The sequence below is a fragment of the Paenibacillus tyrphae genome (assembly GCF_027925525.1).
GTDB classification, from domain to species: Bacteria; Bacillota; Bacilli; order Paenibacillales; family NBRC-103111; genus Paenibacillus_G; species Paenibacillus_G tyrfis_B.
On sequence record NZ_BSDJ01000009.1, the window covers coordinates 55,379 to 81,740 of the forward strand.

Here is a 26,362-nt window from a genome sequence, read left to right on the forward strand (position 1 = left end):
TCCGAATAGCGTGGAACAGGTCCGGTTCGTTGGAACCGGGCCGTTTTGTCATGCCTTTTTTAGGGTCATTCCGCGCCGTCCGGCTCGTGCTGCCACGGGTCGGGCAGCAATCCTGTATACTTCGCAGATGGCGACTGAAGGTCGCGCTCCAGCACGAACTTCGAACGGTCGCCGCGGAATATTTCCTGCGAATGCTCCAGCGGCACGCCCGCCGTATCATAGGTGACCGAGCGGACCATCAAGGCGGGAGCCCCGACGGCAACCTCCAAATATTCGCTGTACTGATCGTCGGTCAGGATCGGCTCGATCCAGTCGACGCATTTGCTTAATTGATGCCCGTACTTGCCGCGGAATACGTCGTACAGCGAGCCTTGAATTTCCTCAATGGCAAGACCCGGCGCGACCTTCCACGGAATATACGTAATCGAGTATTTTAAGGGTGTCCGGTCTACATACCGCATGCGGATCAGCTTGAAGAGCGGGTCCGTCTCGGCGACGTGCAGCATCTTGGCCAGCTGCGCGGTTGCCGGCACCACGGCGAATTCCAGCACCTTCGTTTCGCCGGATAGCCCCAAGCGCTTCATATAATCGTCGAAGCTGATGTAGCTGGACAGCGGCTGCTGAATTTTGGAAGAAGCGACGAAGGTTCCCTTGCCTTGCGTTTGCTCGATATGCCCCTCCAGCTTCAAATGATGCAGCGCCTGCCGCACCGTCGTCCGACTCACCTCGAATTGCTCGCACAGCTCGTATTCGGTCGGCAATCGGTCCCCCGGCCGGTACCTTCCCGACTCGATCAGCCCCAGTATGCGGTCTTTCAATTTATGATAGAGCGGAGCATCCGCTTTCGTTTTCGTCACGTTGAAACCTCCGATATGAACCCATAGTCATTGTCCCAATACATTCGATACAAATTTAGATACAACTATAGGATACAACGTTGAAGATAGGTATTCAAGAGCCTGTTTTATCCGAAAAATAACCCGTTGACGCCGCTCGGAAGGCATGTTAAATTTGTAATGACAAATACAATTTAATCATATTTGTAATAACAAATACTTCTTGGAGAAGGAAAGGAGTCGGCTTCAGCATGCGCTACATCATCGGCGTAGACGGCGGCGGAACCAAGACGTACGCGGTCGTTATCGACGAGCAAGGAAACAAGCGGGGAAGCGGCATTGCCGGATGCGGCAATCACCAGATTGTCGGCATCGAGAAGGCGCTGGGGCATATCCGGCAATCGATGGAGCTGGCGATCCAAGAGGCCGGCCTGACCTATGCCGATATCGCCTTCGTCCAGTACGGCCTCGCAGGCGCGGACCGGGAGCACGATTTCTCGATTCTTCGCCCGGCGTTGGCGACGCTGCCTTTTGCCCATTGGGACGTCGTCTGTGATACGATGGAAGGCCTTCGCATCGGCTGTCCGGACAATGCGGGCGTCGTGCTCGTCTGCGGCAGCGGCACGAATGCGGCGGGACGCAACGAGGAAGGCCTCACGATTCAGACCGGAGGCCTCGGAACGCTGTACGGCGACGCCGCAGGTAGCCACTACATGGCAACGCGGACATTCCAAGCGGCGGTTCGCTCCTGGGAATACCGGGAAATTCCGTCCATTCTGCAGCACAAAGTGCCACGTTATTTCGGTTTCGAGACTGTCGAGCAGATGGTGAACGATTTTCTGGACCGGGACATCTACTCGCTGCGAGAGGGCAATCTCGCGATCGTGCTGCACGAAGCGGCTGACGAAGGCGACGCTCTGGCGATCCGCATCTTGCAGGACACCGGCCGGGAGCTCGGCATTGCGGCGTGCTCGGTCATTCGTCGGCTGGGCGGCTTCCGGAAGGAAACGATTCCGATCGTGCTGGTCGGCAGCGTCGTACAGAAAGGCCGCAATCCGCATTTGCTCGCCGCCTTGGAGGAGACAGTCCGGCAGGAGCACGGCTCCATCGAACTGATCATTCCGGAGATGGCTCCGGTTTACGGCGCCGTGTTGCTCGGCATGGACCATCTGGGTCTGGCGGCAGGCGAAGCGATTCATTCCAAATTTGCAGCTTACGGAGGGTATGAAGCATGAAAAAGGAATCGTTAAAAGTAGCCGTTATCGGCGGCGGCTCTTCCTACACGCCGGAATTGATCGAAGGCTTCATCAAACGGTATCCCGAGCTTCCCGTGAAAGATTTGTACCTGGTCGATATCGAAGCAGGCAAGGAAAAGCTCGAAATCGTCGGCAATCTGGCCAAACGCATGCTAGAAAAAGCGAATGTCCCCATCAATCTCCACTTAACGCTGGACCGGCGGGAGGCGATCCGGGATGCCGACTTCGTCACGACGCAGCTCCGCGTTGGCCTGCTCGCAGCACGCGCCCGGGACGAGCGCATTCCGCTGCGCTACAATCTGATCGGGCAGGAAACGACCGGCGCAGGCGGCTTCGCCAAGGCGCTCCGGACGATTCCGATTATTCTCGATATTTGCAAAGACATGGAAGAGCTTGCGCCCAATGCCTGGCTACTCAACTTTACGAATCCGGCGGGAATCGTGACGGAAGCGGTGCTGAAGCATTCCAGCATCCGAACGATGGGGCTCTGCAATTTGCCGATCGGCACCCGGATGCAGATCGCTAAGGCGCTGAACGTCGACGTCTCCCAAGTGGACATCGAGATGATCGGCATTAACCATCTGAACTGGACGACCCGCGTGATCGTCGATGGCGTCGACGTGACTCAGCAAGTGCTGTTCCAGGCGGCAAGCGGACAAAGCGGGTTTACGATGAAAAACATCCCGGATTTCGGCTGGGATCTCGAATTTTTGAAATCTCTCGGCTCGCTTCCGTGCGCTTACCATCGCTATTATTATTTGCGTGACGAGATGCTGAAAGAGCAGCTTCATGCGGCGGAAACGACCGGCACTCGGGCGGAAGCCGTGAAGAAGGTCGAAGACGAGCTGTTCGAGATGTACAAAGACCCGAACCTGAACGTCAAGCCCCCGCAGCTCGAAAAACGCGGCGGCGCCTATTATTCCGAAGCGGCGCTGAATTTGATCTCTTCCATTTACAACAACAAAAAGGATATCCAAACCGTCAACGTACGCAACAACGGCATCATCGGCTGCCTGCCGGACGACGTCTCGGTGGAAGTGAACTGCGTCATCGACGCGAACGGCGCCCATCCGGTGCAGTTGACCACACCGATCGACGCCAAAGTCCGCGGACTGCTGCAAGCGGTAAAAGCTTACGAGGAGCTGACGGTCGAAGCTGCCGTCACCGGGGACTACGGCATCGCGCTGCAAGCGCTGACCCTCCATCCGCTCGTCGGCACCGCTTCGCTGGCCAAGTCGGTGCTGGACGATATTTTGCGGGAAAACCAAGCGGAGCTGCCTGCCTACTGGCAGCGCTAACGGTCCCCCCTATACAAACAAAATCCCGCCTGCTCTATTCGGAGCCTAGGCGGGATCTTTTGATTTCGGAGCTCAGACTACGCCCCCTTTTGCATAAGGCGCTGCAAATCCGACCAGCGAATCGGGCGGATGCCTTCGGAAGCGATCACCTGACGTATGACCGGATCGCGGAATACCTCGAACTCCATTCCCCTTTTTTCCCAGTGGGAATGAATGGCCTTGAGCTCTTCGTCGATCCGCGAAGGATGAATGATGATTTCCGTAATGCCGGGCTTCAGCGAACGAAGTAAAGCCGCCATCCCGTCCCGGAACGACTCGTACGTCTCCCCCGGCCCCAGCACAAAGGGCAGGCTGCGCAGATGATCGATGATCGCGACGCCCTTCCGGTCCGCCAGTGTCGCCCGAGCCGCCGCAATCTCGTACGCTTGCGGCGGAATGCCGGGGTCGTCGGGCTCCAAATACCTCGGCAGGCGAAACGGCAGCCCATAGGCGGCGCAAACGTCCAGGACGATCTCCAGAAAGTCCCGACCCGTATGCAGCCCGTACAGGCTACCCATATGATTGTCCGCATGGATCGGCTTCAGGCCCATCCGCAGCGCCAGCTCGATCTGGCTCACGATCTCCCGGCGGATGTCGTCCGGATCCGCTTCGCGTTCGACGGTCGCACTATCTGCAGGAAAATAGCCTTCCGCCGTGAGGAGCGAGGCAACCGGGCCCGTACGGGTAACGGGTCCCCATTTGTACGTCGGCCATTCGCTGGTGAAGGTCAAATGCACGCCGACGTCGTAGGCCGGATGTTGTGCCGCCCAGCTCACCGCTTCCTTGGCCCATGGACAGGGCATCATGACCGTAGCCGACGATACAACGCCTTCCATTAGCAGCTGCTGCACCCCTTCGTTCACGGTATGGCACATTCCGTAATCGTCGGCGTTGACAATCAACAGTCTGTCGCTCTTGCCGTATCCCAATGCTTCAGCAGTATTCACGGCAATCTCTCCTTATTCGGATTTTTTGAAACTGCGCGTCATTACTCCAAAGAAAGGCTCAAGATGTGCTGCATTCCGATCGATCCCCGACGCTGCCTTCCCGTATCCCGAAATCCCGCTGCTTCATACAGCCGCTTGGCCATATGATTTTGTTCGTTCACCGCCAGAACGATCTCCTCCACTCCCGGGAAATGCTCCGCCACAAAAGCGGCCGTAGTCCGCATGGCCCGTTTGCCATAACCGCGTCCTTGATGAGCCTGATCGATGGAAAATGCCCTGAGAAGAATCGCATTCCGATTATCGGAAAACGGGGCAGTCACTTCACCGCAATGCAAGACGAAAAAGCCGACCGGCACATCCCCGGCTAAAATAACGACCGGATATCGGTTCTCGTCGTTTAACGAAAGCTCAAGCACCTTGCCGGGGAGAGCCGTAAACCGGGCCTGCTCTTCCGGAAGCTCAAACGCCCGGAGCGCCGCATCGTGCTCGCTTCGGTAAAAACTAAGGTGAACTATTTGTTCGTTTGTCTCGTATGAATCGTAAAGCATCGGATTCGTCTCCATCTCCTGTTCGGAATACACTCCACATGCTGTTATTTTATCATACGCTTTCCAGCTTCTGAACCGCCGGCCTAAAATAAAGCAGCAGGCCGAAAGGACCTGCTTTCTTGGGTACGCCGAAAAATTTATAACCGTTGATCAATTATGCTAAAAAGTTTGTAGGTGAAAGTGCTCACAGTAATAAAACTACCCCGGTCAAACTTAATTCGAACGCATAAAAAATGTGTCAAAAAAAGGAGGATTTTGTCGTTTTAAATCGAATAGTAAATTTTAACACCTTTTTTTTCAACTACAATATAATGGGAGGTCTTTTATTTGAAAAAGGTTGGATATTTACTTATGATGCTAGTCCTTTTGCTGCAAGTGTTACCCGTAAGTTCAGCCCAAGCTGCAACCAGCAAGTATACGGGGGGACTGTTGGATGGAGTAACGCTAAACGTAGGCCCATCTTTTAACAAACCGACGTCCACGGTTATGCAGTTTACAGACAACAACGGGAGTACAGGAAATAATATCGGAAGCAACATCGCATGGTATACGTTTTCCGCTCCTAAAGACATTAATGCCGTAATCGCCAAATGGCATGGCCTTAACCCAATTAAAATGGAGTTCTATGACGCGAATAATACGCTGATCAGTTCCTATACGTCGACAACTAATGATGGCGTGGAGTCATTGCCTAGTACGCTTCAAAATGTTTCGCACGTTGTGTTGAAGCCCGTCACTGCCGGGGATACTCTTTTTGTCTACGAATGGAACGTATTTACAACTCCTTCCTTCCCGCCGGTGACTCCTACGATTAATTGGTTTCGTGGCGGAGATCGTGTCGTAGACCTGTATTGGACTACGACCGGAGCAAAATCGTATACGGTTAAGCGTTCGACCTCAGCCGGAGGACCTTATGCTGTCCTCGCTTCCAACATTAAGGAAATTTCCTTTACAGATACCTCAGTTGTCAACGGAACTACGTATTACTACGTGGTAACTGCCGTGAATGAAGCGGGAGAAAGCGCGGTTTCCAACGAAATTAACATTAAGCCGAGCGCCACCAAATATACAGGCGGCTTGTTGGATGGAGTAGCGCTAAACGTAGGCCCATCTTTTAACAAACCGATGTCCACGGTTATGCAGTTTACAGACAACAACGGGAATACAGGAAATAATATCGGAAGCAACATCGCATGGTATACGTTTTCCGCTCCTAAGGACATTAATGCCGTAATCGCCAAATGGCATGGCTTGTACCCAATCAAAATGGAGTTCTATGACGCGAATAATACGCTGATCAGCACCTATACGCCGACAACTAATGATGGCGTGGAGTCATTGCCTAGTACGCTTCAAAATGTTTCGCGCGTTGTGTTGAAGCCCGTCACTGCCGGGGAGACTATTTTTGCCTACGAATGGAACGTATTTACAACTCCTTCCTTCCCGCCGGTGACTCCTACGATTAATTGGTTTCGTGGCGGAGATCGTGTCGTAGACCTGTATTGGACTACGACCGGAGCAAAATCGTATACGGTTAAGCGTTCGACCTCAGCCGGAGGACCTTATGCTGTCCTCGCTTCCAACATTAAGGAAATTTCCTTTACAGATACCTCAGTTGTCAACGGAACTACGTATTACTACGTGGTAACTGCCGTGAATGAAGCGGGAGAAAGCGCGGTTTCCAACGAAATTAACATTAAGCCGAGCGCCACCAAATATACGGGCGGCTTGTTGGATGGAGTAGCGCTAAACGTAGGCCCATCTTTTAACAAACCGATGTCCACGGTTATGCAGTTTACAGACAACAACGGGAATACAGGAACAAATATCGGAAGCAACATTGCATGGTATACGTTTTCCACTCCTAAGGACATTAATGCCGTAATCGCCAAATGGCATGGCTTGTACCCAATTAAAATGGAGTTCTATGACGCGAATAATACGCTGATCAGCACCTATACGCCAACAACTAATGATGGCGTGGAGTCATTGCCTAATACGCTTCAAAATGTTTCGCGCGTTGTGTTGAAACCCGTCACTGCCGGGGAGACTATTTTTGCCTACGAATGGAACGTCTTCGGTAAAAACCATGATGTCCCTCCCGCCGCACCGCTTAATTTAACGGCTGTAGGTGGCGATAAAACCGTATCCTTGACATGGAACAGCATGAATACAGCCACAAGCTATAAAGTAAAGCGCAGCACTACGGCAGGAGGGCCTTACACAGAAATTTCCACCGTGAACAGCGCTACGTATGCTTCCTACTTAGATACTAACGTGGTTAATGGAACAACCTATTATTATGTCGTTACTGCCGTAAATGCAGCAGGAGAAAGCCCAAATTCGAACGAAGCTTCGGCTACACCTAACGGATCGATTGTAACCCCGCCTACTCAGGACACGGATAGAGCCCTGCTGCGCATCATGTTAAACAACGGGGAAGAGAAAGAATACGACCTGTCTATGAAAGAAGTGAACGCATTCTTAGCTTGGTATGAAGGTCGAGCTTCCGGCACAGGTGCGGTGATGTTTGCAATCGACAAGCACAATAACAACAAAGGCCCTTTTAAAAACCGGAAGGACTACATTATTTACGATAAAATTATCACATTTGAAGTAAATGCTTATACCGCTGATTCCGGTAATTCCAATACCGATTCGAAGTCGTGATGCAACATAGCTTTCAGCAAGTCGCCGCTTAGCGGCGGCTTTTTTTTAGTTATCTTTACTGATTCAATCAACAAATAAGCAGACTGCCATTCAGCAGTCTGCTTATTTGTTAGTTATGAATATTCGTCGGAGTACAAGAAAGTGTACACCTTCGTGTTTTATGCAACCACTATACCGTACACCGGATCAAATTTCACCCTATTGTTTCAGTACGCCGGCAAGCCGCTTCGCTTCGCCCGTCGGAGTCGTGATCACTTCGTAAATATTGATGTCCAACGGATACTCGTGCTCTTCGGTACGCAGAGTATCGAACTGAATAAACTGCGGGCCGCTGATCAACCGGTTGACGCCGCTGAACGGCAGCGACTTGGTCGACAATATTCTGCCCGTCTTATCTACCAGCTCCAACTGCATTTTGGACGAATTCGGATCGACCACGACATGCTCATTGCGGGCAATGTCCATATCGAGCTTCATCCGGTACGTATAGCTGATCGGCGTATTCGGAGAGAGCGCCGAAGGTACGTTATACCGCGCGTTCAGCGTCCAGTCGTTGAGCTTCACCTTGAACGGATAGAACGACATATTTGCCACATCCAGCTTCGTTTCCTGCATTGCCACGCGGTATGCTCCGATCGTCGTCGAGGCCGGCGCCGCCGTCTTCGCATCCGTGAACTTCAGAACGTATTGCTCGTCCTGATTCTCGGTCGGCATGTTGAACGCATAGCTCACGGCATAGCTCGTTTGCGGCATAATTTCTGCAATAGCCCCCGTTTGACGGTTGCCGGAATACGTCATGCCCTGCGACGTAATCAGCTTCGTCTGGAACGTCGGCACCAGAACCGGCAAATCGCTGTTGTTCGTGAGCAGCAGCTTCGCAATCACGGTCTGATAGCCTTCGCCGTCGTTTTCATGACGATGAAACTCAACCATCGACACCGACAGGTGCGGATCGATCGTATCGGACAAGCTGTCGAAGGCAAAAGGCTGGCCCAGTTCGTAAGGCTTGGCCGCATTGAATTCCGTCGTGCTGCTCGAGACCGGCAGCGCCACCTGATAACGCCCCACGTTGTAGGAAACCTGACTGGGCTGGCCTTTGGGATCAAGCTGGCGGAACGTTTCCGGAGTCAGCACGTTGAAGTTCGTGAGCACGGTGTCCTTATCCGTTGGAATGGCGAAATGGATATACCGCTGCTCCTTCGGTTCAAGCACCAGCGGAGATGCCTCGACCCGTTTGCCCGGGAAGACGGTTTTATCGGTGCTTCCGTTCCCGTTCGACCTGCCGTCTATCGTAAAATCAGGGACAGCCTCTTTGGTAGCGGACTGGTTTTCCACGCGCATCTTCACTGTTGTTACCGGGCCTTGCGGCGTATTATCCCGGTTCACCGAAACCGGTGTATAGACAAGCGGCGATTCCAGCGCCGGACTTAGCGTAAAGGAGCGCTCCCACGGCAGCACCGATGAAGCGGAATTCGCGAAGCTCGACAGCGGTCCGGTCCACTCTTGTCCTTTTACGGGCACCGCGAGCTGCACGGTCTCCTTCTTCGGATACGCGTACCAATCGACGGCGTACCAGACCAGTTCAGTCAACTCCGAAGGATCACGGCGGTCCACCTTGACCAGAAAGTTCAATTCCTCGGTCGTGCCCGGGCGGATGGCATGGGCGTTAAAGACGCTCGCTTGCATCGGATATTCGTATCCGTCGGCGGTTTTGACCCGCAGCTCCAGGTCCGGAATTTTCGCCACCTTGGCGTCCGAGCTCCGAACCCGCACGACCGCAGCGATGCGTGTGCCTTCGCTGGTCGTTTCGTTCAGCAGGCTCTTGATTTCGACCTGCAGCTTATCCGTGAGCGCATAGCTTTGCAGCTGCGGCGTTCCGGCGGTCGTGCCGGATGCTTGGCTGCCCGAAGCCGCCTTCGACGCGTCCGCCGTTACTGCAGCTTCCGGCGCGGCCGGAGCCGCCATGGCAGACGGAATGGACGCCGTGCCGAGCAGGGAAGCCGTCAAAACGACGGATAGTGCGGTTTTTTTCCATTGGTGGTTCGAATTCGTCATGCTGCAACCTCTCCCACTGTTGAATTTACTTTAACCCGACGCGTCTCCCACATCGTCAGCAAACCGACGGCGAGCGACATCACGCCGATCATCACTACAAATACACCGAGTTCCCTAGCGAAATATTCAAGTGCGCCGCCGCGGTAGCCGATGCCCCGAATGAATTTGAACAGCCAGGTCAGCGGCAGCATGTTGCTGACCGCTTGAATCGGCCCAGGGAAAATAATCGTGGCCACCTGCACACCGGACAGCATAAAGGACGGGTACACAATCGCATAAGTGCGAAGCGCCACCTTCGAAGGGTCCGCCGCCGTCCAGCCCACGACCATGCCCATCAGCGTGACTGTCAGCGTGTAGAGCAGCAGCGGAACCAGAAATTCCAGCGGATTCCCGACAAATCTCAGCCCGCCAAGCTGCTTCAGAAGTCCGAAGGCCAGCATCAAGCTGATGCAAGAGATCACCGCGTACGGCAGCACGCGCGACCAGAGTCCGATCGGCGAACGAAGCGCCTCCTCCAGCCGTCCCTCCACCCGCAGGCGAGGGACGATGGATGCCCCGGCGATGGCGGTGATCCCCAGAGCCACCACATTGACGAAGCCGATGACCATAAAGCCTATAAAATCGGAGGTCGGGTTAAACAGCAGCCGCTGCTGTAGCGAGAGCGGGGAGGCAATCCCCATCGCCGCATCGTCGCCTAGGCCCATCACCTTCAACTTGCCCACGGACAGTGTCGTGTTCTCGATTGTGATCAGCTCCTGCATACCAGAACGTATGTTCCCAATCGCCGACGGCATCGAGTTGTCGATGAGCAAGCCTATATTAATTTGTTTCCCTTGGAAACGGTACTGCTCCATTCCCCGCGGCAGATACATGACGACCATATATTTTTCATTGGCCATCAGCTTTTCCGGCGGGATCGCCTCGTGGAACACGTCCACGACGTTGATATATTGGGACGCGTTCACCTTGTCGATAAACTGCTGGCTGTACAAGCCGTTGTCTTCATCGACGACCGCCATCGGCGCTTCGTTGATTTGACCGTTCTTGAACATGTAGCCGAACAGCGTCGCCACGATCAGCGGAGCGATCAGAATTGCCAGCACGAATTTGCCGGATAGCGCATATTTCATTTCATCGAGCAGGGATTTCATCGACACGCACCTCCGCTGTCATGCCCGGCAGCAGCTTGTCGGTCCGCTCTACGTAGACGCGCACTTGGAACGAGTTCAAATCTGCGGTGCCTTTCTCCCGGCTCATACGAAGTGCGGCGAATTGCGGCGCGGCCGTGACGAACTGGACTTTGCCCTCCACCTTGTCCGGCAGTGCGGCAAAATGCGTCGGAACAGCAGAACCGGCCTGAAACTTGCCGACTTGACGCTCGTCAACATACAAGTCGTAATAGAGCTTGCCCGTTTCCAATACGACGACCGGCATCCCGGAGCCGACGTTCTCGCCCGTCTTCGGCATGATTTTGACCACTTTGCCGTCACCCGGAGCGCGCAGCGTGAAGCGGTCCTTCTGCACCTTCAGCGATTCCATCAAAATGTTCAACTGCTCCAGCTGCTTATTCAGCGCCTCAATGCCGATCCGCTGATTCGCGATATCGCCTTCGGCGAGCTGCTGCTGCTCGACGACCGCCTTGGCGCGGTCCGCTTGCAGCGCCGCCAGCTTGCGTTCTTTATCCGTCGCGCCGGCGACCATTTTATCCAGAACGGCCTTCTGCTGATTTCTCGCATTCTCCAGCGTGGTTACCTGGCTGCGCGCATTCTCGACCGCGTCGCGGTGATCCTTGTACGAATACGGATTATTATCGTACGCCTCCTCCGTATTCAGCAGCTGGTTGTACAGCTTGAGCGCATGCGTGTACGCTTCCTCCGAAGCCGCGACGGCAAGCTTCTGCCGTTCGATATCTTCGCTTCTCGCGCCGTCCGCCACCTGCGCCTCCTGCGTCTCCGCCTGCGACAAGCCGAGCTGCGCCTGCTTCACGGCATTGCCCAGCTTGCTTTGGGCGACTTGGATGCCGTCTTCCGCCTGCTTGATCTTTAAGGTCGTAACCTCCACATCGGCCTGCGCTTTGCGGAGCTGCAGGTCGATATCCGTCGGATCAAGCGTCATCAGCACGTCGCCCTTGCGCACCGCCTGCTCCTCTTTGATCGGCAGATCGATAATTTTGCCGCCGACGCCTTGAAACGAAACATTCACCTGCTCTGCTGTCAGAATGCTTCCTTTGTTGGAAGAAGCCAGCGTTACCGCATCCTTGCCCTGCGCCGCCAGCATCCAGCCTCCTCCGCTGAGCGCTAATGCCAATACGACGATCGCCGCCACTTGTTTCTTCATTTCCTCCGTTCCCCTCTCCCGATGCTTCTCTTCTCTATATCTTGCTTTTGATTCCGTTCAAAATGAATTTGGTTGTCAGTTCCACAACCATTTTTTCGGTCTCGGCCGCCGTAGGCTGGTTCGATTCATTCTCGTCCTGAAATACGGGGTCCAGAAACGGGCTGCTGCGCGAAAACACAAGCGTACCTACGATAAAATGCACCGTATGGCGGGTCGAGTCGAACTCAAACTGCCCTTTGGCTTTGCCTGCTTCAAGAATGAGGCGCAGTTGTCGCCACAGTACGTGGATGATCGACTGAAGCTTCTCCAGCCGCGGGCTCTCCATCATGACCTCCTGCTGAAGGATATTGATCAGCTCCGGCTCCGCCAAGCGAAAGAGTGCAAACTCACGGACGAACGCTTGCAAATCCTGTGCAGGATCTTCGAGGTCGTACTCCGCTGCCAGGAACGCCGGGGCGAACGTTTCGAACAGTGCGTAGAACACGTTCTCCTTGCCGCCGAAATGATAAGACACCAGAGCGAGCGCCACTCCTGCTTCATCGCAAATCTGCCGTACTGTCGTGCCTTCGAAGCCTTTTTTTGCGAACAGCTTCTTGGCGGCGTTCAATATTTTCAGCTTGACGTCTTTTCCCTGCGCTTCTGGTTTCATGAAGACCTCCCTTTCGATTTGAACACAAATTTGAACGTTTGTTTTGAACATTTGTTCAAGCGATCTCTGATTGGTATTTTATACTGGATAATCTAACCTGTCAATAGAAAACTAACCATTTTTTTTGCCAGCTTCAGGCATCCGCTATTTCGTATGAACGCAAAGAACCCCGTGCCCAAATGCGGCCGGAGCTTCGAAGCTTGACGCAGCGAAGGCGGACAGAAGGGGCGATTACCCCTTTACGCTGCCCGCCGTAACGCCCTCAATAATTTGTTTTTGCAAAAAGGTGAAGATGATAATGATCGGGATGACGCTGATACTGATCGAAGCGCACAGGGCGCCATAGTTCATGTTGAATTTGTCCGCAAACCCGACCACCGCCACTGGCAGCGTCCGGAGCGTCTGTGTGGACAGGAATAAGTTTGCCATGACGTATTCGTTCCAATGGCCGAGGAAGTTAATGATAAACACCGTCACAAGCGTCGGCAGTGACAGCGGGAACACCACCCGGAACAGCAAGCCGTAAGCGGACAGCCCGTCCATGATGCCTGCCTCTTCAAGCTCGGTAGGAATCGCCTTCATGAAAGCCGCCACGACAAAGACGGTCAACGGGATCCCGAACGCCATATACGGAATAATAAGCGCCAAAGGGGTGTTGTACAGCCCCATGTCCTTCACCATAATATACAGCGGAATCAGCAGCGAAGCGGGGGGAATGAGCAGCGAGAGCAGCAGCAACCCGTACACCAATTTGCTGAGCGACGGAAACCGCATTCTCGTGACCGCAAAGGCGATTCCCATGGCGAGCAGCAAGGACCCGACCGTAGCGATGGTAGCGATATAAAGGCTGTTAATAAAATACGTGCCCAAATGCGAATTTGTCAGCGCACTCTCATAGTGCGAAAAGGAAAACTCCGAAGGCAAGCCCCATGGATTCGTGATGATCTCGTTGTTTTTCTTCAAGGACGAGATCACAATGAAGTAGATGGGATAGACGACGATAAGCACATACGGAATCAGGACGAGATGAGGAATACTTTTGGCCAACGCTTTTTTCATGTCAGTATTTAACCTCCTCTACCCTGCGTGAGAACAGATGGAAAATGAGCGTGACAACAGACGTAAACACAAAAATGATAATCGCGATAGCATTGGCGTAACCGTATTCACCGGCCGAATATGCCTGCTTGTACATATACGTGGCCATAACTTCCGAGCTGCCGAAAGGTCCGCCGCTGGTCATAATCAATACGATATCCAGCGCCTTCATCGCGCCGGTAATCGACAGCAGCATGACGACGACAATGACCGATCGAATAAGCGGCACGGTGATATGCCACGCCTTCTTGAAGCCGACGGCGCCGTCAATTTCCGCCGCCTCCAGTACTTCCGAAGGAATCGCGAAGATGGCTGCAAGCACCAGAACGATATAAAATCCGGTCCACTGCCAAGCGTTCGCTACAAGCACCGCGGTCATCGCCGTATCCGGGTTGCCGAGCCACGGCTTGGCTACATCGACGAACCCGGTAGCGCGGAGAAGCTGATTGAGCAGCCCGGCATCCGGTTGGTAAATGAATTGCCATATAATACCAACTGCGGCCGTCGACAACACGCTCGGCAAAAATACCGATACTTTATAAAGTCCCAGCATCTTTTTCGCCCTGCTGATGATAATACCGACCGCGATAATAATCGGAACCTGAATAATAAGCGAAAACCCGACAAAATACACGTTATTTTTAAATCCGATCCAAAACTTTTCGTCTTGGAGCGCTTTAAGAAAGTTATCGATTCCGTTGAACACCGGTTCGTTAATCCCGTTCCAGCTTGTGACGGAATATCTCAAGGACGAGAACAGCGGGACGATATAGAACGTCACATACAAAACCAGGGCCGGGACGACAAAAATTAAGTAGGCCACCGGATTTCTCAGCACCTTATTCATGGATCACCCTCCGATAGCAAAATGCGGGCGCCGCGCGATGGCGGCACCCTCGTTTAGCTGTTTATTTTTTTTCGCCGTCGGCTTTATTCGCTTCTTCCTGCGTTTTTTGCATGCGTTCGGCTACTTTCTCCGGTGCAATTTGTCCGCCAAGCAGCTCTTGCATCGAAGTTTCAAGCGTCACCTTCACTTTCGGCTGAACCAAAGCGTCGAACGCCGGGAACGCGCCTTTGGACGACCCTTGAGCGTCGCTGATTTCTTTAACCAGCGGATGCGCGTCATTCGAGCCTTTAACGTTTTTCATGGCCGGAATCCGGTTTGCTTTGTTGAGCTGATCCGCTTGATTCTCCACTGTGTAGAAGTTTTTGATGAACGTTTTCACGGCTTTCATTTCATTTTCGTTCAGATGAGCGGAGAAGCCGTAGCCGTTACTCCAGCCTCCGTTGATGTAGCCGTCGCCTTTGCCGCCAACCTCCGGGAGACGGAAGAAGCCGACATTGTCTTTCACGGTCGATTTTTCTTTGTCAAGCACCGCGGAAGTCGCCCACGTGCCGTCAAACAGCATGGCCGCCTGGCCTGTGTAGAACTTCGCCTGACCTTCGGCATATTTCAGCCCCAACACGTTAGGATCGATATAGCCTTTTTCCTTCAGCTCCTTCATCCGCTTGAACGCATCTACAACCGGAGCGTCAGTCCACTTCGTTTTGCCCGATTTGAAGCCTTCCTGCTGCTCGATACCGCCTAAGCCGACAAACAAGCTGTTGCCGAGCATGTTGATAGCCCAAGCGCTTTCCGGCCCGCCTCCCAGCGCGATCGGCGTAATCTTTTTCGCTTTCAAAGCTTCGCAGACTTTAAGGAACTCTTCCCAGTTTTTCGGAACCTGTACGCCGGCGTCCTGGAACATTTTCTTGTTGTAGTAGAACCCTTCCACGTAACCGGATTCCGGCAGACCGTAAATTTTGCCGTCTACCGTAAATTCGCTGAGGTTGTAGAATTGGTCCGACAAGCCAAGCTCCTTTAGAATATCGTTCAACGGGAGCAAATGGCCTGCTTTGGCATAGTTTTGGGTATCCGCACCGCCGAATAAGTTGAAAATGTGCGGCGGCTTGCCGGAGGACATTTCCGCTTTCAGCTTCACATCGCGGTTGACGGTATCTTCTACGCCATCGAGGTTCAGCTTAAGTCCCGGAACGTCCTGCTCCGTTTTCGCCGTCACCTTTTGCAGCAGCTCCAGCGTCGATTTCGCAGTCTCCCGGACGTTGATGTGGCGCACCGTCATTTGGAACGAGCCGGCTTTCGCTTCCGTACCGGCAGCCGACTTGCCAGCCTCCGCTCCTTTATCTTTGTCGTTATTCGCAGCCGGCGCAGAGCTGCCGCAGCCTGCCAGTACGGTGGTCAGCAAGAGCGCTGCGCTTGCGGAACAAAGTACACTTTTCTTCATCTGGGAATCCCCCTATTTCCATATTTGCATCGGTGACCTTCACCTTGCTTTTATTATAAAATCGCGCCATGACGCGTCACAGGTATACATTTCAACTTTGGTGGGATAAAATTATCTACTTAATTACCATTTTTAATAGTCTCTTCCTGACATGAAAAGGGACAGCCCACAAGCTGCCCGATAATCGGAATGGATATGGTATACTAAGAGGATGAGTCGTAGAGCGCGCTTGAAGCGCGAGAGAATAGGAGGTAAGACCTATGGAGTGCCGGATCGGATGTGCCGCTTGCTGCATCGTCATCTCGATTTCTTCCCCAATTCCGGGCATGCCGAAAGGCAAGCCTGCCGGGGTTCGCTGCATCCAGCTTACGGCGGATAACCGCTGTGGATTGTTCGGGAGCCCGGAACGCCCGGCCGTATGCGGCAGCCTGCGTGCCTCGGAGGAAATGTGCGGCCATTCGAACGAAGAGGCCTTTGCGTATTTGGAAGCTCTGGAGCGGGCGACAAGCTGAGGCTGGGACGGCCTGCCGGGCTGGGTTCGCAATTTCAAATAAAAAAGAAAACCCGAAGCAAAAGCCGCTTACAAGCAGCTCTCGCCTCGGGTTTTGCGTATACGGATTTATTTTTTTGCCAGTTGGTGAATCGGATGGCCGAGCGCGCCTTCGGCGGCGTCCATCGTGATTTCGCCAAGCGTCGGATGCGCATGAATCGTCATCGCAATGTCTTCCAGCGTAGCGCCCATCTCGATGCCGAGCGTCAGCTCTGCAATCAGGTTGGAAGCTTCCGCGCCGACCACCTGTGCCCCGACCAAAAGGCCGGTGTCTTTGTCGCCGACCAGCTTCACAAAGCCGTCCGTGACGTTCATCGATTGCGCGCGGCCGTTCGCCCCGTAAGGGAACTTGCCGGTGAACACGTTGATGCCTTTGGCTTTCGCCTCAGTCTCGCTGAGGCCTACGCCGGCGATTTCCGGATCGGAGAAGACGACGGCCGGAATGACTTTGTAGTCCACGACGCTCGGCAGTCCGGCAATGGATTCTGCCGCCACTTTCGCCTCATACGAAGCTTTGTGAGCGAGCGCCATACCCGGTACGATGTCGCCAATCGCGTAAATATGCGGAACGTTCGTCTGGCATTTTTCGTTGACTGGGATCAAGCCGCGTTCGCCGACCTGTACGCCTGCAAGCTCCAGCGACAAGTCGCCGTCGGTATTCGGACGGCGGCCGACGGTAACCAGCACGTAGTCCGCGGTGATTTTATGTTCTTCGCCTTTGACGGTATAGGTTACCGTTACGTCCTTGTCCGTTTGCTCGCAGCCCTGAGCCATCGCCTCGGTGACGACTTCGACGCCGAGCTTTTTCAGGTTGCGCGCTACCGGCTGTGACAGTTCTTTTTCGAAGCCCGGCAGGATGGAGTCGGAGCCTTCCAGCACCGTCACTTTTGCGCCGAACTTGGCATACGTTTGTCCCAGCTCGATACCGATGTAGCCGCCGCCGATGACGACAAGGCTCTTCGGCAGTTCACTAAGCGACAGCGCTTCGGTCGACGACAGGATGCGTCCGCCGTACGGGAACGCCTTCAGCTCGATCGGACGGGAGCCGGTCGCAATAATGCAGTGGTTGAAACGATAGCGTGCCGTTTCGTTATCGTTGAAGACGCGCGCTTCATGCTCGTTGATGAACAGCGCCTCGCCGTTAAAGATTTGCAGCTTGTTCCCTTTCAGCAGCATTCCTACGCCGCCGCTTTGCTTCTTGACGATGCCGTCTTTCCATTCCTGGATCTTCGTCCAATCGACAGTCACATTCTCCGCCGAAATTCCGATCGACGTGGCATGCTTGATCACTTCGTAATGATGCGCCGCGGAAATCAGTGCCTTGGACGGAATGCAGCCACGGTTCAGACACACGCCGCCAAGCTCGGATTTGTCCACGATCAGCACGCTTTTGCCAAGCTGAGCTGCGCGGATGCCCGCTACATAACCGCCGGGGCCGGCCCCGATGACCAGAACGTCAATTTCAATCGATGCGTCTCCTACTACCATCTTGGATTACACCTCCATGACAAGCAGTTCCGGATCGGCCAGCAGCTGCTTGATATAGTTCATAAAGTTTTGAGCCGTAGCGCCGTCGATAATGCGGTGGTCGAAGCTGAGCGACAGCGCCATGACCGGAGCGATGACGATTTCGCCGTTTTTGACAACCGGCTTCTCGCTGATACGGCCCGTACCGAGGATCGCCACTTCAGGGAAGTTGATGATCGGCGTAAAGAACATGCCGCCGGCGGAGCCGATATTCGTAATCGTGATTGTGGAGCCTTTCAGCTCGCTCGGACCGAGCTTGCCTTCGCGGCCGCGTACTGCAAGATCCTTGATCGCGCCGGCAATGGTCCAAATATTTTTGCGGTCCGCGTCCTGGATGACCGGTACGATCAAACCGTTGTCCGTATCCGTCGCGATGCCGACATGGTAGTACTTTTTGTAGACGATTTCCTGCTTCTCTTCGTCGATCATGGCGTTCATCGCCGGGAATTGACGGGAGGCCGCCACCAATGCCTTCACGATGAAAGGCAGGTAGGTCAACTTAACGCCTTTCTTCTCGGCGACCGGCTTCGCTTTTTCGCGCAGCGCGACGAGACGGGTCACGTCGACTTCGTCCATCAGGGTCACGTGCGGAGCGGTATAAGCGCTCTTGACCATCGCATTCGCGATCGCCTTGCGGATGCCTTTCAACGGCACGCGTTCTTCCTCGCGGTCGCCGCTGACCGGCGCTGCTGCCGAAGACGCTGCCGCGCTTGCTGCCGGGGCCGCTGCCGCCGGTGCTTCAGCCGCTTTCGGAGCGCCGCCAGGCGTGAAGCCAAGGACGTCCTCGCGCGTCACGCGTCCGTTTTTGCCTGTCGCGGTAACTTCCGCGATGTTGACGCCCTTCTCGCGCGCCAGCTTGCGCACGCTTGGCGTCGCAAGCACTTCGCGCTCGGCGCCTGCCGCTTGGGCTCCGCCGGCCATCGGCGTATCCAGCTTCGAGGCGTTCACGTTCGCCGCTACGGCGCCGCCAACCGCGCACTCTGCGCCGCCTTGCGCAGCCGGAGCTTCCGCTGCCGCCGGAGCAGCGCTCGGCGCTTCGCCGTGGCCATGGGCCTGCTGCGGCACCTCGCCGGTCACTTCGATGACGGCGATCACGTCGCCGATCGTACATACCGTACCTTCGGAGACCTTGAGCTCGATGATTTTCCCTTCTACCGGAGAAGGTACTTCCACCGTTGATTTATCGTTTTGAACGTCCATCAGGATCGTTTCGTCATTTACCGTATCGCCGGGTTTTACGTGCCATTTCACGATCTCGCCTTCGTGGATGCCCTCGCCCAGCTCGGGAAAGCGGTATTCAAAGTTTGCCATCGGTCGCTCACCGTCCTTGCGTCTTAGTAAAATATTAGAAATCCAGTACTTGATTCAGGCCTTTGACGATACGGGCCGGATTCGGAAGCCATTGATCTTCGACTTGTGCAAAAGGATAAACCGTATCCGGAGGCGCTACGCGCAGCACTGGCGCTTCGAGATGCAGAATCGCTTTCTCGTTGATTTGCGCGATGACTTCCGCAGCGATACCTGCGGTTTTTTGCGCTTCCTGCACAACGATCGCACGATTCGTTTTCTTGATCGATTCGACGATGGTGTCGATGTCCAGCGGCATCAGCGTGCGCAGGTCGATCACTTCGACTTTCGCGCCGCGCGTTTTCTCGATCTCCTCGGCCGCTTTGAGCGAAGTGTGCACCATGGCGCCGTAAGTAATGATCGTGACGTCCGAGCCTTCGCGAACAACATTTGCCTTGCCGATCGGTACCGTATATTCGCCTTCCGGCACTTCCGCGCGGAACGAACGGTACAAGTTCAGATGCTCCATGAAGAACACGGGATCGTTGTCGCGGATTGCCGAAATGAGCAGCCCTTTCGCATCGTAAGGGTTGGACGGCACAACAACTTTAATACCCGGTGTTTGGACCATCAGCCCTTCCAGCGGGTCGGTGTGCAGCTCCGCCGCTTTAACGCCGCCGCCAAAAGGCGTACGGATCGTAATCGGCGCGTTGTAACGGCCGCCGGAACGATAACGCATGCGCGCCGCTTGAACGGCGATTTGATCGAACGCTTCAAAAATAAAGCCGACAAACTGGATTTCCATGATCGGACGGAAGCCTTGAATGGCCATCCCGACCGCCATCCCGCCGATTGCGGATTCCGCAAGCGGCGTATCGAATACGCGGTTTTCCCCGAATTCGGCCTGCAGCCCTTCCGTTGCGCGGAATACGCCGCCGACCTTACCTACGTCTTCCCCGAATACGACCACGTTCGGATCACGCTGGAGCTCGACTCGCATCGCGTCCTTGATCGCTTGAATCATTGTCATTTGAGCCATGGCTGAAAGTTCCTCCCCTTTTACGCTAAGTAATCCGCTTTTTGCTCTTCCAAATGCTGCGGCGTCGTTTCGAACATGCTGTCGATCAAGCCCGGCACCGTCATTTTTTCCGTTTCTTCGGCCTTCTTGATCTGCTCAGCGACGGTGTTTTTCGCATCCTCGACGACTTTGGCTTCTTCCTCTTCGGACCACAAGCCTTTGGAAACGAGGTACGCGCGGAAGCGGTTCAGCGGATCTCTAAGCTCCCATTCAGCCGTTTCTTCTTTCGTGCGGTATTTGGACGGGTCGTCCCCGGACATGGAGTGCGGCAGGAAACGATAAGTTATCGCCTCGATGAGCGTCGCGCCTTCACCCTTGCGGCCGCGCTCTGCTGCGTCTTGAACGGCTTTGACTACCGCAAGCACGTCCATCCCGTCGACTTGTACGCCTTCGATTCCAGCAGCAACCGCCTTGTGCGCTACGGATAGCGCAGCCGTTTGCTTGGAGAACGGCGTCGTAATGGCGTAGCCGTTATTTTGCACCATGAAAATCGACGGCAGCTTGAACGCCCCCGCGAAGTTCATCGCTTCGTAGAAATCGCCCTCGGACGAACCGCCGTCACCGGTGTACGTAATGGAAACGCGTTTCTCCCCGCGCTGCTTGAACGCCATCGCCACACCCATCGCGTGCAAATATTGCGCGCCGATGATGATTTGCGGCATGAGAACGTGCACGTCTTGCGGAATTTGTCCGCCGTGCTGATGTCCGCGCGAATAAAGGAACGCTTGGTACATCGGCAGACCGTGCCATACGATTTGCGGCATGTCGCGGTAGCCCGGGCAGATGAAATCGTCTTTGTTCAGAGCGAATTCGCTGCCGACCATCGTTGCTTCCTGGCCGGAAACTGGCGCATAAAATCCGAGGCGTCCTTGACGCGTTAAATTGACAGCGCGTTGGTCCCACGTACGTGTGAACACCATGCGGCGCATTAATTCTTTCAATTGGTCATCCGTCAGGTTCGGCATAGCTTCGGGATTCGTAACGGTACCGTCGGTGCCCAGAACGGACAACGGCTGTACTTCCTGTACGCCCACAACATAAGGCTTGCTCATTTCCATATTCACCTCAGCGATAGATTTTGAAGGGATGTCGAAATTGGGGTGTTTCTGTTATAGTATTATTATAAACCTGTTTTAGTGAATTGCACAAGAACATACTTGTAAAATATGATTTCTTTTCGATTCGACGTATATAACAGTTTATAAAAAATAATAATACAGATTAATAAAATCCATAAAACTATTATAATACACTGTGAGGTTTGTCACATGGACGACAGCTTATACTACAAGCGTACTATCGTAAAAGAAACCGTATTTTCACACGCGCTCGGGCAAGAAAGATCGCTGCGCGTTTATCTTCCGCCAGGCTACAACGAACTGTTGTCGTATCCTGTCATCTATTGCCAGGACGGCGAAGATTTTTTTAATTTCGGCCGCATCGCCACGACGATGAACCGGCTTATTTTCGATGACAATGTGGAGCCCGCCATCATCGTCGGCGTAGACGTGGACAAAACGGTCCGCACTTCCGAGTACGCGCCCGAAGGAGAGCGTTTTGGCGCTTACTGCGCGTTTTTTGCCGAGGAGCTGATTCCGTTTATAGAAGATCATTACCCGGTTCGCGCGGATTTGAACGAACGGATCTTGGCCGGGGATTCACTCGGAGGCACCGTATCGCTGCATCTTGCCTTAGATTATCGTAGCCTTTTTTGCCAAGTTATATCCTTGTCCGGCGCATTTTTACAAACGACGCAAGAGCGGATCGAAGCCGAGGACGACTTGTCGTGGCTGAAGCTGTCCATGGTCATCGGGCTCGACGAAACGGAAGTGACGACGGAGCGCGGCACGTTCGATTTTGTCGACGCGAACCGCAAAACAAAACAGCTCCTCGTCACGAGAAGCTGTTCGCTACATTATGAAGAAAAGCCGGGAAAACACATTTGGGGCTTTTGGCAAAATGAACTGCCGGGCATGCTGAAGCGATTTTTGACCTGAATCCGTTACAGGGCCTCTTATTCGCCGTCGGATTCCTTCCCGCGAATGCCGTAGCGCTCGCGGAGCAGGGCCGCCATTTCTCTCACCTGAGAGGCTTCCGGGACCCACAGTCCCGCTGCCGCCCGTTCCAGCCCTTCGGGGGTTTGCCGCTCGCGCACGACCCGCTTCACCGCCTCCATGAACTTGAGCGTCGCCCCCTCGCCCAGATCGGTCAGCTCTTCCAAGCTGGCCATACTGTCGGCCGTCACTCGCGGAAAATCGATATCCTGCGCGCCGGCGGAAGCCCGCTCGTAAAACTCCCGCGCTTGCCGCGCCTTCTCCACCCCGGCCCCCTCGGCAATCACGAACGCCTGCACGACGTACGCATGGGCCTGCCGCCGCTGGGCGATGCCGCAAAATTTGCGTCCGCCGATGCTCAGATCGTAATCTCCGGGACAGTAGGCCCCTTCAATTTCCCCTTTGCGCACTTCGCATCCGGTCGCTTGAAGCGACAGCCGGATAAGCTCGAACATCCGTTCGAAGTCGTCGCGGAAGTCGATTTCTCCGGCCCGGCGCTTCGGCATGATCAGCGACACATTGACGACGCCCAGATCAAGCGGCACCGCCGCGCCGCCCGAATTGCGGACGGCGACATTGTAGCCTTGCGCCTCCAAGTACCGTGCCGCTTCCGCCGCGCCGGGTAGCCGGCTGTCCCGCAACCCCATGACGAACGCGCGCGGGTGACGCCACAGATGGCACAGCGGCGCCCCGCCTTCGCCCACGTGCTTGCACAGCAGCTCCTCCAGCGCAAACGGATACAGCACGTCCTGCTCCGTTACGTCTTGCGAACGGTCCAACAGCAGCAGATCCGAAAGCCCGTTCTTCTTCGGCTGCGTCATCTCTTGCTTGTCCATAGCGGCTAATCCGCTCCTTTCCCGATTCCGCTTCGCGGGCTCGTCTAAGCTACCCCCATTCTAAAAGGGTCCGGCGACCGTTGCAAGTACCCCGGATTTCACTGCCGCCGGAAAACGATCCGTGCTACAATGGAAAAAACTTGTCACAAACCTGCCCGCCGTCTCGTCTTATTTTCTTATGAGAGAACCGCGCCGAAACCGGCAGTTCGATTTTTACCGCAAAGGAGAATCCGCCAATGACGCAGCTTCCGTTGGAAGACTGGTATACCGAGTATAAGCCGCTGTTGTTTTCAATCGCATACCGGATGCTGGGGTCGGTATCCGAAGCGGAGGATATTATCCACGATTTGTTTCTAGCCGTATCCCGCACGGACCCGGGCACGATTCAGAACCCGAAGGCGTATTTGTGCAAATCCGTTACCCGCCGATGCATCGATCAGCTCAAATCCGCCCGCTCCCGCAGGGAAGTGTATGTCGGCCCGTGGCTTCCCGAGCCGCTGCAAACTTCGGACAAGGAAGACCCGCTGCTGCAGGCGGCTCGAAACGACGACATTTCCTTTGCCTTCCTGCTGCTGCTGGAGCAGTTGAACCCGGTCGAACGGGCGATATTCGTCCTGCGCGAAGCGTTCGATTACGATTATAAAGAAATCGCCGACATGCTGGACAAAAGCGAAGCCGCCTGCCGGAAAACCTACAGCCGTTTGAAGCAAAAACTGCATGCTGCAGAGGCCCGCCCCCCGCAGCCCGGCCTCCCGGAATCGGAATCGCTCGTCCGCAGCTTTTTGAAGGCGGTCAGCACGGGAGACGTGCTTCAGTTCGTCCACCTGCTGACGAAGGATGCTGTCCTGTACTCCGATGGCGGAGGCAAGGTGCGCGCGGCGCTCCGGCCGATTCTCGGCGCAGACCGGATCGCTGCCTTCCTGCTCGGCATAGCGTCCAAAGGCACCGCCCTGACGCGGAGCGTCCCCGTTTCGTTCAATAACGGAGCCGGGCTGCTGGTTGACGGTTCCCGCTCCCGCATCGCCATCTTGTTCGAATTCGAAGGCACGAGGATCCGGACGATGTATTTTGTGAACAATCCGGAAAAGCTGAGCCATCTGCCGGAACCCTCGGAGCTTTAAATCCCTGCCTCAGCTGCAAAAAAGCAAAAAACTCGATTTCCCCTGGACTGCGGGAAGCCGAGTTTTTTTATATCTTTCATCGCCGCGGCGCTACGACCGCTCTTCGAGCCCTTCGATTTTTGCTTGCCCCCACGGGGCCACTTTCATGTGCACGATCAACCGACTGGCCTTATCCTCAAGCGATTTGCCGGTCCCTTCGGGCACGTAATATTTTTCGACTCCGTATTTGACGAAAATCTCTTCTCTCCAACGATTGTCGATCCGGCCTTTCATCACAACCTCGCCTTCCTGCACCGCAGGCTTCGAGCCATATGCGGCCACCGGCTGGGCAATGCCGTCCGTTCCCGGTTTCAAAACCACGTAGACGGGTTGGCCTTTCTCCGGCTTCCTTGCCGTGTTCTTCCACAACGACGGGTCAAGACGGCTGATGTCATAGCCGAGGGTAACGTAATCGCCGTAAAGCAAATCGCGCGGGTCTACCGGCACCGTTCGGACTCGGATGTCTTTTCCGAACCAGCCAATCGCGTAGAAGGAAAGGGCGATTCCGATCAGCACAAGCGTCTGCAGCAGGACTACGACGACCTTAAGCAGAGAACGCCGGCTGCCGCCGGTCGCAGCTTTGTCAGACATGTCCGTTCCCCTCCTTCGTATCGTCGAAAAACCGTTTTTTCCGCCGGTTCAGGAACCAGCTGAGGCCAATCAGGATACAGCCTCCGAGAATGAAAAACAGCGATTTGTCCATAAAATCCCAGGTCAGCTTGCCGTAAGCCACCATCGTGCTGCAGATGAATAGAACCGTTCCGAAGTTGATCTTGAACCGCCATTCCTCCGCATAGCCACGCCACAGCACGTACAGTGAGAAGAAAAACAGCGCAAGCAGGTACAGAACGTCGACGCCGGAAGGCAGGTAAACGAACGGTGCGAGCAAAATCCACTCGAAGGCGCTGGAGACCCGGCCGTTTCGCAGCTTGCCGGCCAGCGAGACGGCAAAGAGAAGGACGAGCGCCCCGAAGTAATAGAGCGGTTTGGCAAGCAGCCAGCCGTCATCGACAGCCCCTCTTTCATGTCCGATCATCACCATGAAGACCACGAAAATAAATGCTGCCGCAAGCGGAGCCGTCTGCAGCGCATAGCCTCCATGGCGTTCTTCCTTTAACCAATCGCCGAGGACGTAAAGCGCCATGGCCGGAATAAACATCCAGAGGAACGGCATGTCCGCGGCGATCGCCCACATCAGCGCCTGCACCGTTACGCTGAAGCTGAAGCACCAGATCAGCAGGGGATGACGCCGTTTCCAGCCGTAAAACCCGAGACCGGCAACCAGAAGCGCGAATGCGGTATAGCTGAAGGAACCGAATTCCGCCACGCCGTACCATTGGGCGATATCAAAGAGAAGCAGGCTTAGCAAATACAAGTAGCGGCTGCGGTATATAAAGGTCGCTGCCATTCCAGCGCATGCCCACAAAATAAATGTTCCGGCGTTGTAAGCGACCAAGTGAAACATTTGGCCGATCAGTACGATGCCTCCTCCGAAGCTGACGACCCCCAGGCTGACCAGCGCGATGCCCAGCTTATCGTGGCCGCGCCGCAGCGCCAGCTCGCCTCCGGCATAAAAACCGATCATCAGCAGCACGATCATGGCAAGGCGGACAAGCTGCGGGATATCCTGCCAGTTCGCAGCTACAAAACTGAGAATGCCCAGTCCAACCAAAATGCTTCCGAGAATCGGCAGCAGGCCGACGGCATGCTGCTTCGTTTCGTACATGCTTAACAGTTGATCTGCTTGCTCCCGGGTAACGATCCCCCGCTCCACCCAAATCGGGGTTTCTTTCTCCAACCATTTTCGGCTCATCGGAATCCACCCCTTGTTTACGTAAAATCTTGTGCGAGT

23 protein-coding genes are annotated in these 26,362 nt (G+C 54.7%); 6 read left to right on the plus strand and 17 right to left on the minus strand.

What is annotated here, in order from left to right:
• Positions 1 to 65: 65 nt before the first annotated feature.
• Entirely contained in the window at positions 66 to 857 is a 792-nt protein-coding gene (locus tag QMG93_RS12640) for a GntR family transcriptional regulator (RefSeq protein ID WP_281936914.1), read from the minus strand.
• Positions 858 to 1,087: 230 nt separating this feature from the next.
• On the opposite strand from QMG93_RS12640, the gene QMG93_RS12645 reads away from it, so the two are divergent.
• A complete protein-coding gene (locus QMG93_RS12645) occupies positions 1,088 to 2,071 on the plus strand; it encodes an N-acetylglucosamine kinase (RefSeq protein WP_281936916.1) in 984 nt (327 codons plus the stop codon).
• Positions 2,068 to 3,390: a 6-phospho-beta-glucosidase gene (locus tag QMG93_RS12650; protein ID WP_281936918.1), complete on the plus strand. Its 1,323-nt coding sequence runs from the start codon at positions 2,068 to 2,070 to the stop codon at positions 3,388 to 3,390. Before QMG93_RS12645 ends, QMG93_RS12650 begins: the two co-directional genes overlap by 4 nt.
• Positions 3,391 to 3,467: 77 nt before the next feature.
• Here the strand turns inward: QMG93_RS12650 and QMG93_RS12655 are convergent, their stop codons facing one another.
• Both QMG93_RS12655 and QMG93_RS12660 read right to left on the minus strand, forming a co-directional pair.
• A complete protein-coding gene (locus QMG93_RS12655) occupies positions 3,468 to 4,376 on the minus strand; it encodes a polysaccharide deacetylase family protein (RefSeq protein ID WP_281936919.1) in 909 nt (302 codons plus the stop codon).
• Between the two features lie 41 nt (positions 4,377 to 4,417).
• Positions 4,418 to 4,924, minus strand: a complete 507-nt coding sequence (locus tag QMG93_RS12660) for a GNAT family N-acetyltransferase (protein WP_281936920.1) — start codon at positions 4,922 to 4,924, stop codon at positions 4,418 to 4,420.
• Between the two features lie 327 nt (positions 4,925 to 5,251).
• On the opposite strand from QMG93_RS12660, the gene QMG93_RS12665 reads away from it, so the two are divergent.
• Positions 5,252 to 7,594, plus strand: coding sequence for a hypothetical protein (locus QMG93_RS12665; RefSeq protein ID WP_413789290.1), 2,343 nt, complete (start codon positions 5,252 to 5,254; stop codon positions 7,592 to 7,594).
• Between the two features lie 198 nt (positions 7,595 to 7,792).
• Here the strand turns inward: QMG93_RS12665 and QMG93_RS12670 are convergent, their stop codons facing one another.
• From QMG93_RS12670 to QMG93_RS12700, 7 genes are all read right to left on the minus strand, one after another.
• The gene (locus QMG93_RS12670; RefSeq protein ID WP_281936922.1) at positions 7,793 to 9,649 is read right to left on the minus strand and encodes a hypothetical protein; all 1,857 of its coding nucleotides are present in this window, start codon (positions 9,647 to 9,649) and stop codon (positions 7,793 to 7,795) included.
• Positions 9,646 to 10,800, minus strand: coding sequence for an ABC transporter permease (locus tag QMG93_RS12675; RefSeq protein ID WP_281936924.1), 1,155 nt, complete (start codon positions 10,798 to 10,800; stop codon positions 9,646 to 9,648). Before QMG93_RS12675 ends, QMG93_RS12670 begins: the two co-directional genes overlap by 4 nt.
• Positions 10,781 to 11,986, minus strand: a complete 1,206-nt coding sequence (locus QMG93_RS12680) for an HlyD family secretion protein (RefSeq protein ID WP_281936926.1) — start codon at positions 11,984 to 11,986, stop codon at positions 10,781 to 10,783. Before QMG93_RS12680 ends, QMG93_RS12675 begins: the two co-directional genes overlap by 20 nt.
• Before the next feature lie 34 nt (positions 11,987 to 12,020).
• On the minus strand, positions 12,021 to 12,635 hold the full coding sequence (locus QMG93_RS12685) for a TetR/AcrR family transcriptional regulator (RefSeq protein ID WP_054972498.1): 615 nt from the start codon (positions 12,633 to 12,635) through the stop codon (positions 12,021 to 12,023).
• Between the two features lie 231 nt (positions 12,636 to 12,866).
• Complete coding sequence (locus QMG93_RS12690) at positions 12,867 to 13,694, minus strand: carbohydrate ABC transporter permease (RefSeq protein ID WP_281936931.1); 828 nt, start codon at positions 13,692 to 13,694, stop codon at positions 12,867 to 12,869.
• A gap of 1 nt (position 13,695) precedes the next feature.
• Positions 13,696 to 14,580: a carbohydrate ABC transporter permease gene (locus tag QMG93_RS12695; RefSeq protein ID WP_281936933.1), complete on the minus strand. Its 885-nt coding sequence runs from the start codon at positions 14,578 to 14,580 to the stop codon at positions 13,696 to 13,698.
• Between the two features lie 61 nt (positions 14,581 to 14,641).
• Positions 14,642 to 16,018 carry an extracellular solute-binding protein gene (locus QMG93_RS12700; RefSeq protein ID WP_281936935.1) on the minus strand — a complete coding sequence of 459 codons (1,377 nt, stop codon included), beginning with the start codon at positions 16,016 to 16,018 and terminating at the stop codon, positions 14,642 to 14,644.
• Positions 16,019 to 16,278: 260 nt separating this feature from the next.
• Here QMG93_RS12700 and QMG93_RS12705 point away from each other — a divergent pair, with 260 nt between their 5' ends.
• A complete protein-coding gene (locus tag QMG93_RS12705; protein ID WP_281936937.1) occupies positions 16,279 to 16,530 on the plus strand; it encodes a YkgJ family cysteine cluster protein in 252 nt (83 codons plus the stop codon).
• Between the two features lie 107 nt (positions 16,531 to 16,637).
• Here QMG93_RS12705 and lpdA read toward each other — a convergent pair whose 3' ends face one another.
• Genes lpdA through pdhA form a run of 4 tightly spaced genes read right to left on the minus strand, consistent with a single transcriptional unit; the run spans position 16,638 to position 21,512 of the window.
• A complete protein-coding gene (lpdA, locus tag QMG93_RS12710) occupies positions 16,638 to 18,056 on the minus strand; it encodes a dihydrolipoyl dehydrogenase (protein WP_281936939.1) in 1,419 nt (472 codons plus the stop codon).
• A gap of 6 nt (positions 18,057 to 18,062) precedes the next feature.
• Entirely contained in the window at positions 18,063 to 19,406 is a 1,344-nt protein-coding gene (locus tag QMG93_RS12715; RefSeq protein WP_281936941.1) for a dihydrolipoamide acetyltransferase family protein, read from the minus strand.
• Between the two features lie 34 nt (positions 19,407 to 19,440).
• Positions 19,441 to 20,421 (minus strand): alpha-ketoacid dehydrogenase subunit beta, encoded by a 981-nt coding sequence (locus QMG93_RS12720; protein WP_281936943.1) that lies wholly within the window; start codon positions 20,419 to 20,421, stop codon positions 19,441 to 19,443.
• Between the two features lie 20 nt (positions 20,422 to 20,441).
• On the minus strand, positions 20,442 to 21,512 hold the full coding sequence (gene pdhA / locus QMG93_RS12725) for a pyruvate dehydrogenase (acetyl-transferring) E1 component subunit alpha (RefSeq protein WP_216796278.1): 1,071 nt from the start codon (positions 21,510 to 21,512) through the stop codon (positions 20,442 to 20,444).
• Positions 21,513 to 21,728: 216 nt separating this feature from the next.
• On the opposite strand from pdhA, the gene QMG93_RS12730 reads away from it, so the two are divergent.
• Complete coding sequence (locus QMG93_RS12730) at positions 21,729 to 22,457, plus strand: alpha/beta hydrolase (protein WP_281936947.1); 729 nt, start codon at positions 21,729 to 21,731, stop codon at positions 22,455 to 22,457.
• Between the two features lie 17 nt (positions 22,458 to 22,474).
• On the opposite strand, the gene QMG93_RS12735 is transcribed toward QMG93_RS12730, so the two are convergent.
• Positions 22,475 to 23,350, minus strand: a complete 876-nt coding sequence (locus tag QMG93_RS12735; protein ID WP_281936950.1) for a biotin/lipoate A/B protein ligase family protein — start codon at positions 23,348 to 23,350, stop codon at positions 22,475 to 22,477.
• A gap of 236 nt (positions 23,351 to 23,586) precedes the next feature.
• On the opposite strand from QMG93_RS12735, the gene QMG93_RS12740 reads away from it, so the two are divergent.
• Positions 23,587 to 24,471: an RNA polymerase sigma-70 factor gene (locus tag QMG93_RS12740; RefSeq protein ID WP_281936951.1), complete on the plus strand. Its 885-nt coding sequence runs from the start codon at positions 23,587 to 23,589 to the stop codon at positions 24,469 to 24,471.
• Between the two features lie 90 nt (positions 24,472 to 24,561).
• Here QMG93_RS12740 and QMG93_RS12745 read toward each other — a convergent pair whose 3' ends face one another.
• Positions 24,562 to 25,101, minus strand: a complete 540-nt coding sequence (locus tag QMG93_RS12745; protein ID WP_281936953.1) for a GDYXXLXY domain-containing protein — start codon at positions 25,099 to 25,101, stop codon at positions 24,562 to 24,564.
• The gene (locus tag QMG93_RS12750; protein WP_281936956.1) at positions 25,094 to 26,323 is read right to left on the minus strand and encodes a DUF2157 domain-containing protein; all 1,230 of its coding nucleotides are present in this window, start codon (positions 26,321 to 26,323) and stop codon (positions 25,094 to 25,096) included. The genes QMG93_RS12745 and QMG93_RS12750 overlap by 8 nt, the downstream gene beginning before the upstream one ends.
• Between the last annotated feature and the right edge of the window lie 39 nt (positions 26,324 to 26,362).

Coding starts and splice junctions, on each gene's coding strand:
- QMG93_RS12745 (WP_281936953.1), bottom strand. CDS start 25,101: ATGTCTGACAAAGCTGCGACCGGCGGCAGCCGGCGTTCTCTGCTTAAG.
- QMG93_RS12680 (WP_281936926.1), bottom strand. CDS start 11,986: ATGAAGAAACAAGTGGCGGCGATCGTCGTATTGGCATTAGCGCTCAGC.
- QMG93_RS12660 (WP_281936920.1), bottom strand. CDS start 4,924: ATGCTTTACGATTCATACGAGACAAACGAACAAATAGTTCACCTTAGT.
- QMG93_RS12650 (WP_281936918.1), top strand. CDS start 2,068: ATGAAAAAGGAATCGTTAAAAGTAGCCGTTATCGGCGGCGGCTCTTCC.
- QMG93_RS12700 (WP_281936935.1), bottom strand. CDS start 16,018: ATGAAGAAAAGTGTACTTTGTTCCGCAAGCGCAGCGCTCTTGCTGACC.
- QMG93_RS12715 (WP_281936941.1), bottom strand. CDS start 19,406: ATGGCAAACTTTGAATACCGCTTTCCCGAGCTGGGCGAGGGCATCCAC.
- QMG93_RS12690 (WP_281936931.1), bottom strand. CDS start 13,694: ATGAAAAAAGCGTTGGCCAAAAGTATTCCTCATCTCGTCCTGATTCCG.
- QMG93_RS12675 (WP_281936924.1), bottom strand. CDS start 10,800: ATGAAATCCCTGCTCGATGAAATGAAATATGCGCTATCCGGCAAATTC.
- QMG93_RS12750 (WP_281936956.1), bottom strand. CDS start 26,323: ATGAGCCGAAAATGGTTGGAGAAAGAAACCCCGATTTGGGTGGAGCGG.
- QMG93_RS12695 (WP_281936933.1), bottom strand. CDS start 14,580: ATGAATAAGGTGCTGAGAAATCCGGTGGCCTACTTAATTTTTGTCGTC.
- QMG93_RS12645 (WP_281936916.1), top strand. CDS start 1,088: ATGCGCTACATCATCGGCGTAGACGGCGGCGGAACCAAGACGTACGCG.
- QMG93_RS12740 (WP_281936951.1), top strand. CDS start 23,587: ATGACGCAGCTTCCGTTGGAAGACTGGTATACCGAGTATAAGCCGCTG.
- lpdA (WP_281936939.1), bottom strand. CDS start 18,056: ATGGTAGTAGGAGACGCATCGATTGAAATTGACGTTCTGGTCATCGGG.
- QMG93_RS12670 (WP_281936922.1), bottom strand. CDS start 9,649: ATGACGAATTCGAACCACCAATGGAAAAAAACCGCACTATCCGTCGTT.
- QMG93_RS12685 (WP_054972498.1), bottom strand. CDS start 12,635: ATGAAACCAGAAGCGCAGGGAAAAGACGTCAAGCTGAAAATATTGAAC.
- QMG93_RS12720 (WP_281936943.1), bottom strand. CDS start 20,421: ATGGCTCAAATGACAATGATTCAAGCGATCAAGGACGCGATGCGAGTC.
- pdhA (WP_216796278.1), bottom strand. CDS start 21,512: ATGAGCAAGCCTTATGTTGTGGGCGTACAGGAAGTACAGCCGTTGTCC.
- QMG93_RS12735 (WP_281936950.1), bottom strand. CDS start 23,350: ATGGACAAGCAAGAGATGACGCAGCCGAAGAAGAACGGGCTTTCGGAT.
- QMG93_RS12730 (WP_281936947.1), top strand. CDS start 21,729: ATGGACGACAGCTTATACTACAAGCGTACTATCGTAAAAGAAACCGTA.
- QMG93_RS12705 (WP_281936937.1), top strand. CDS start 16,279: ATGGAGTGCCGGATCGGATGTGCCGCTTGCTGCATCGTCATCTCGATT.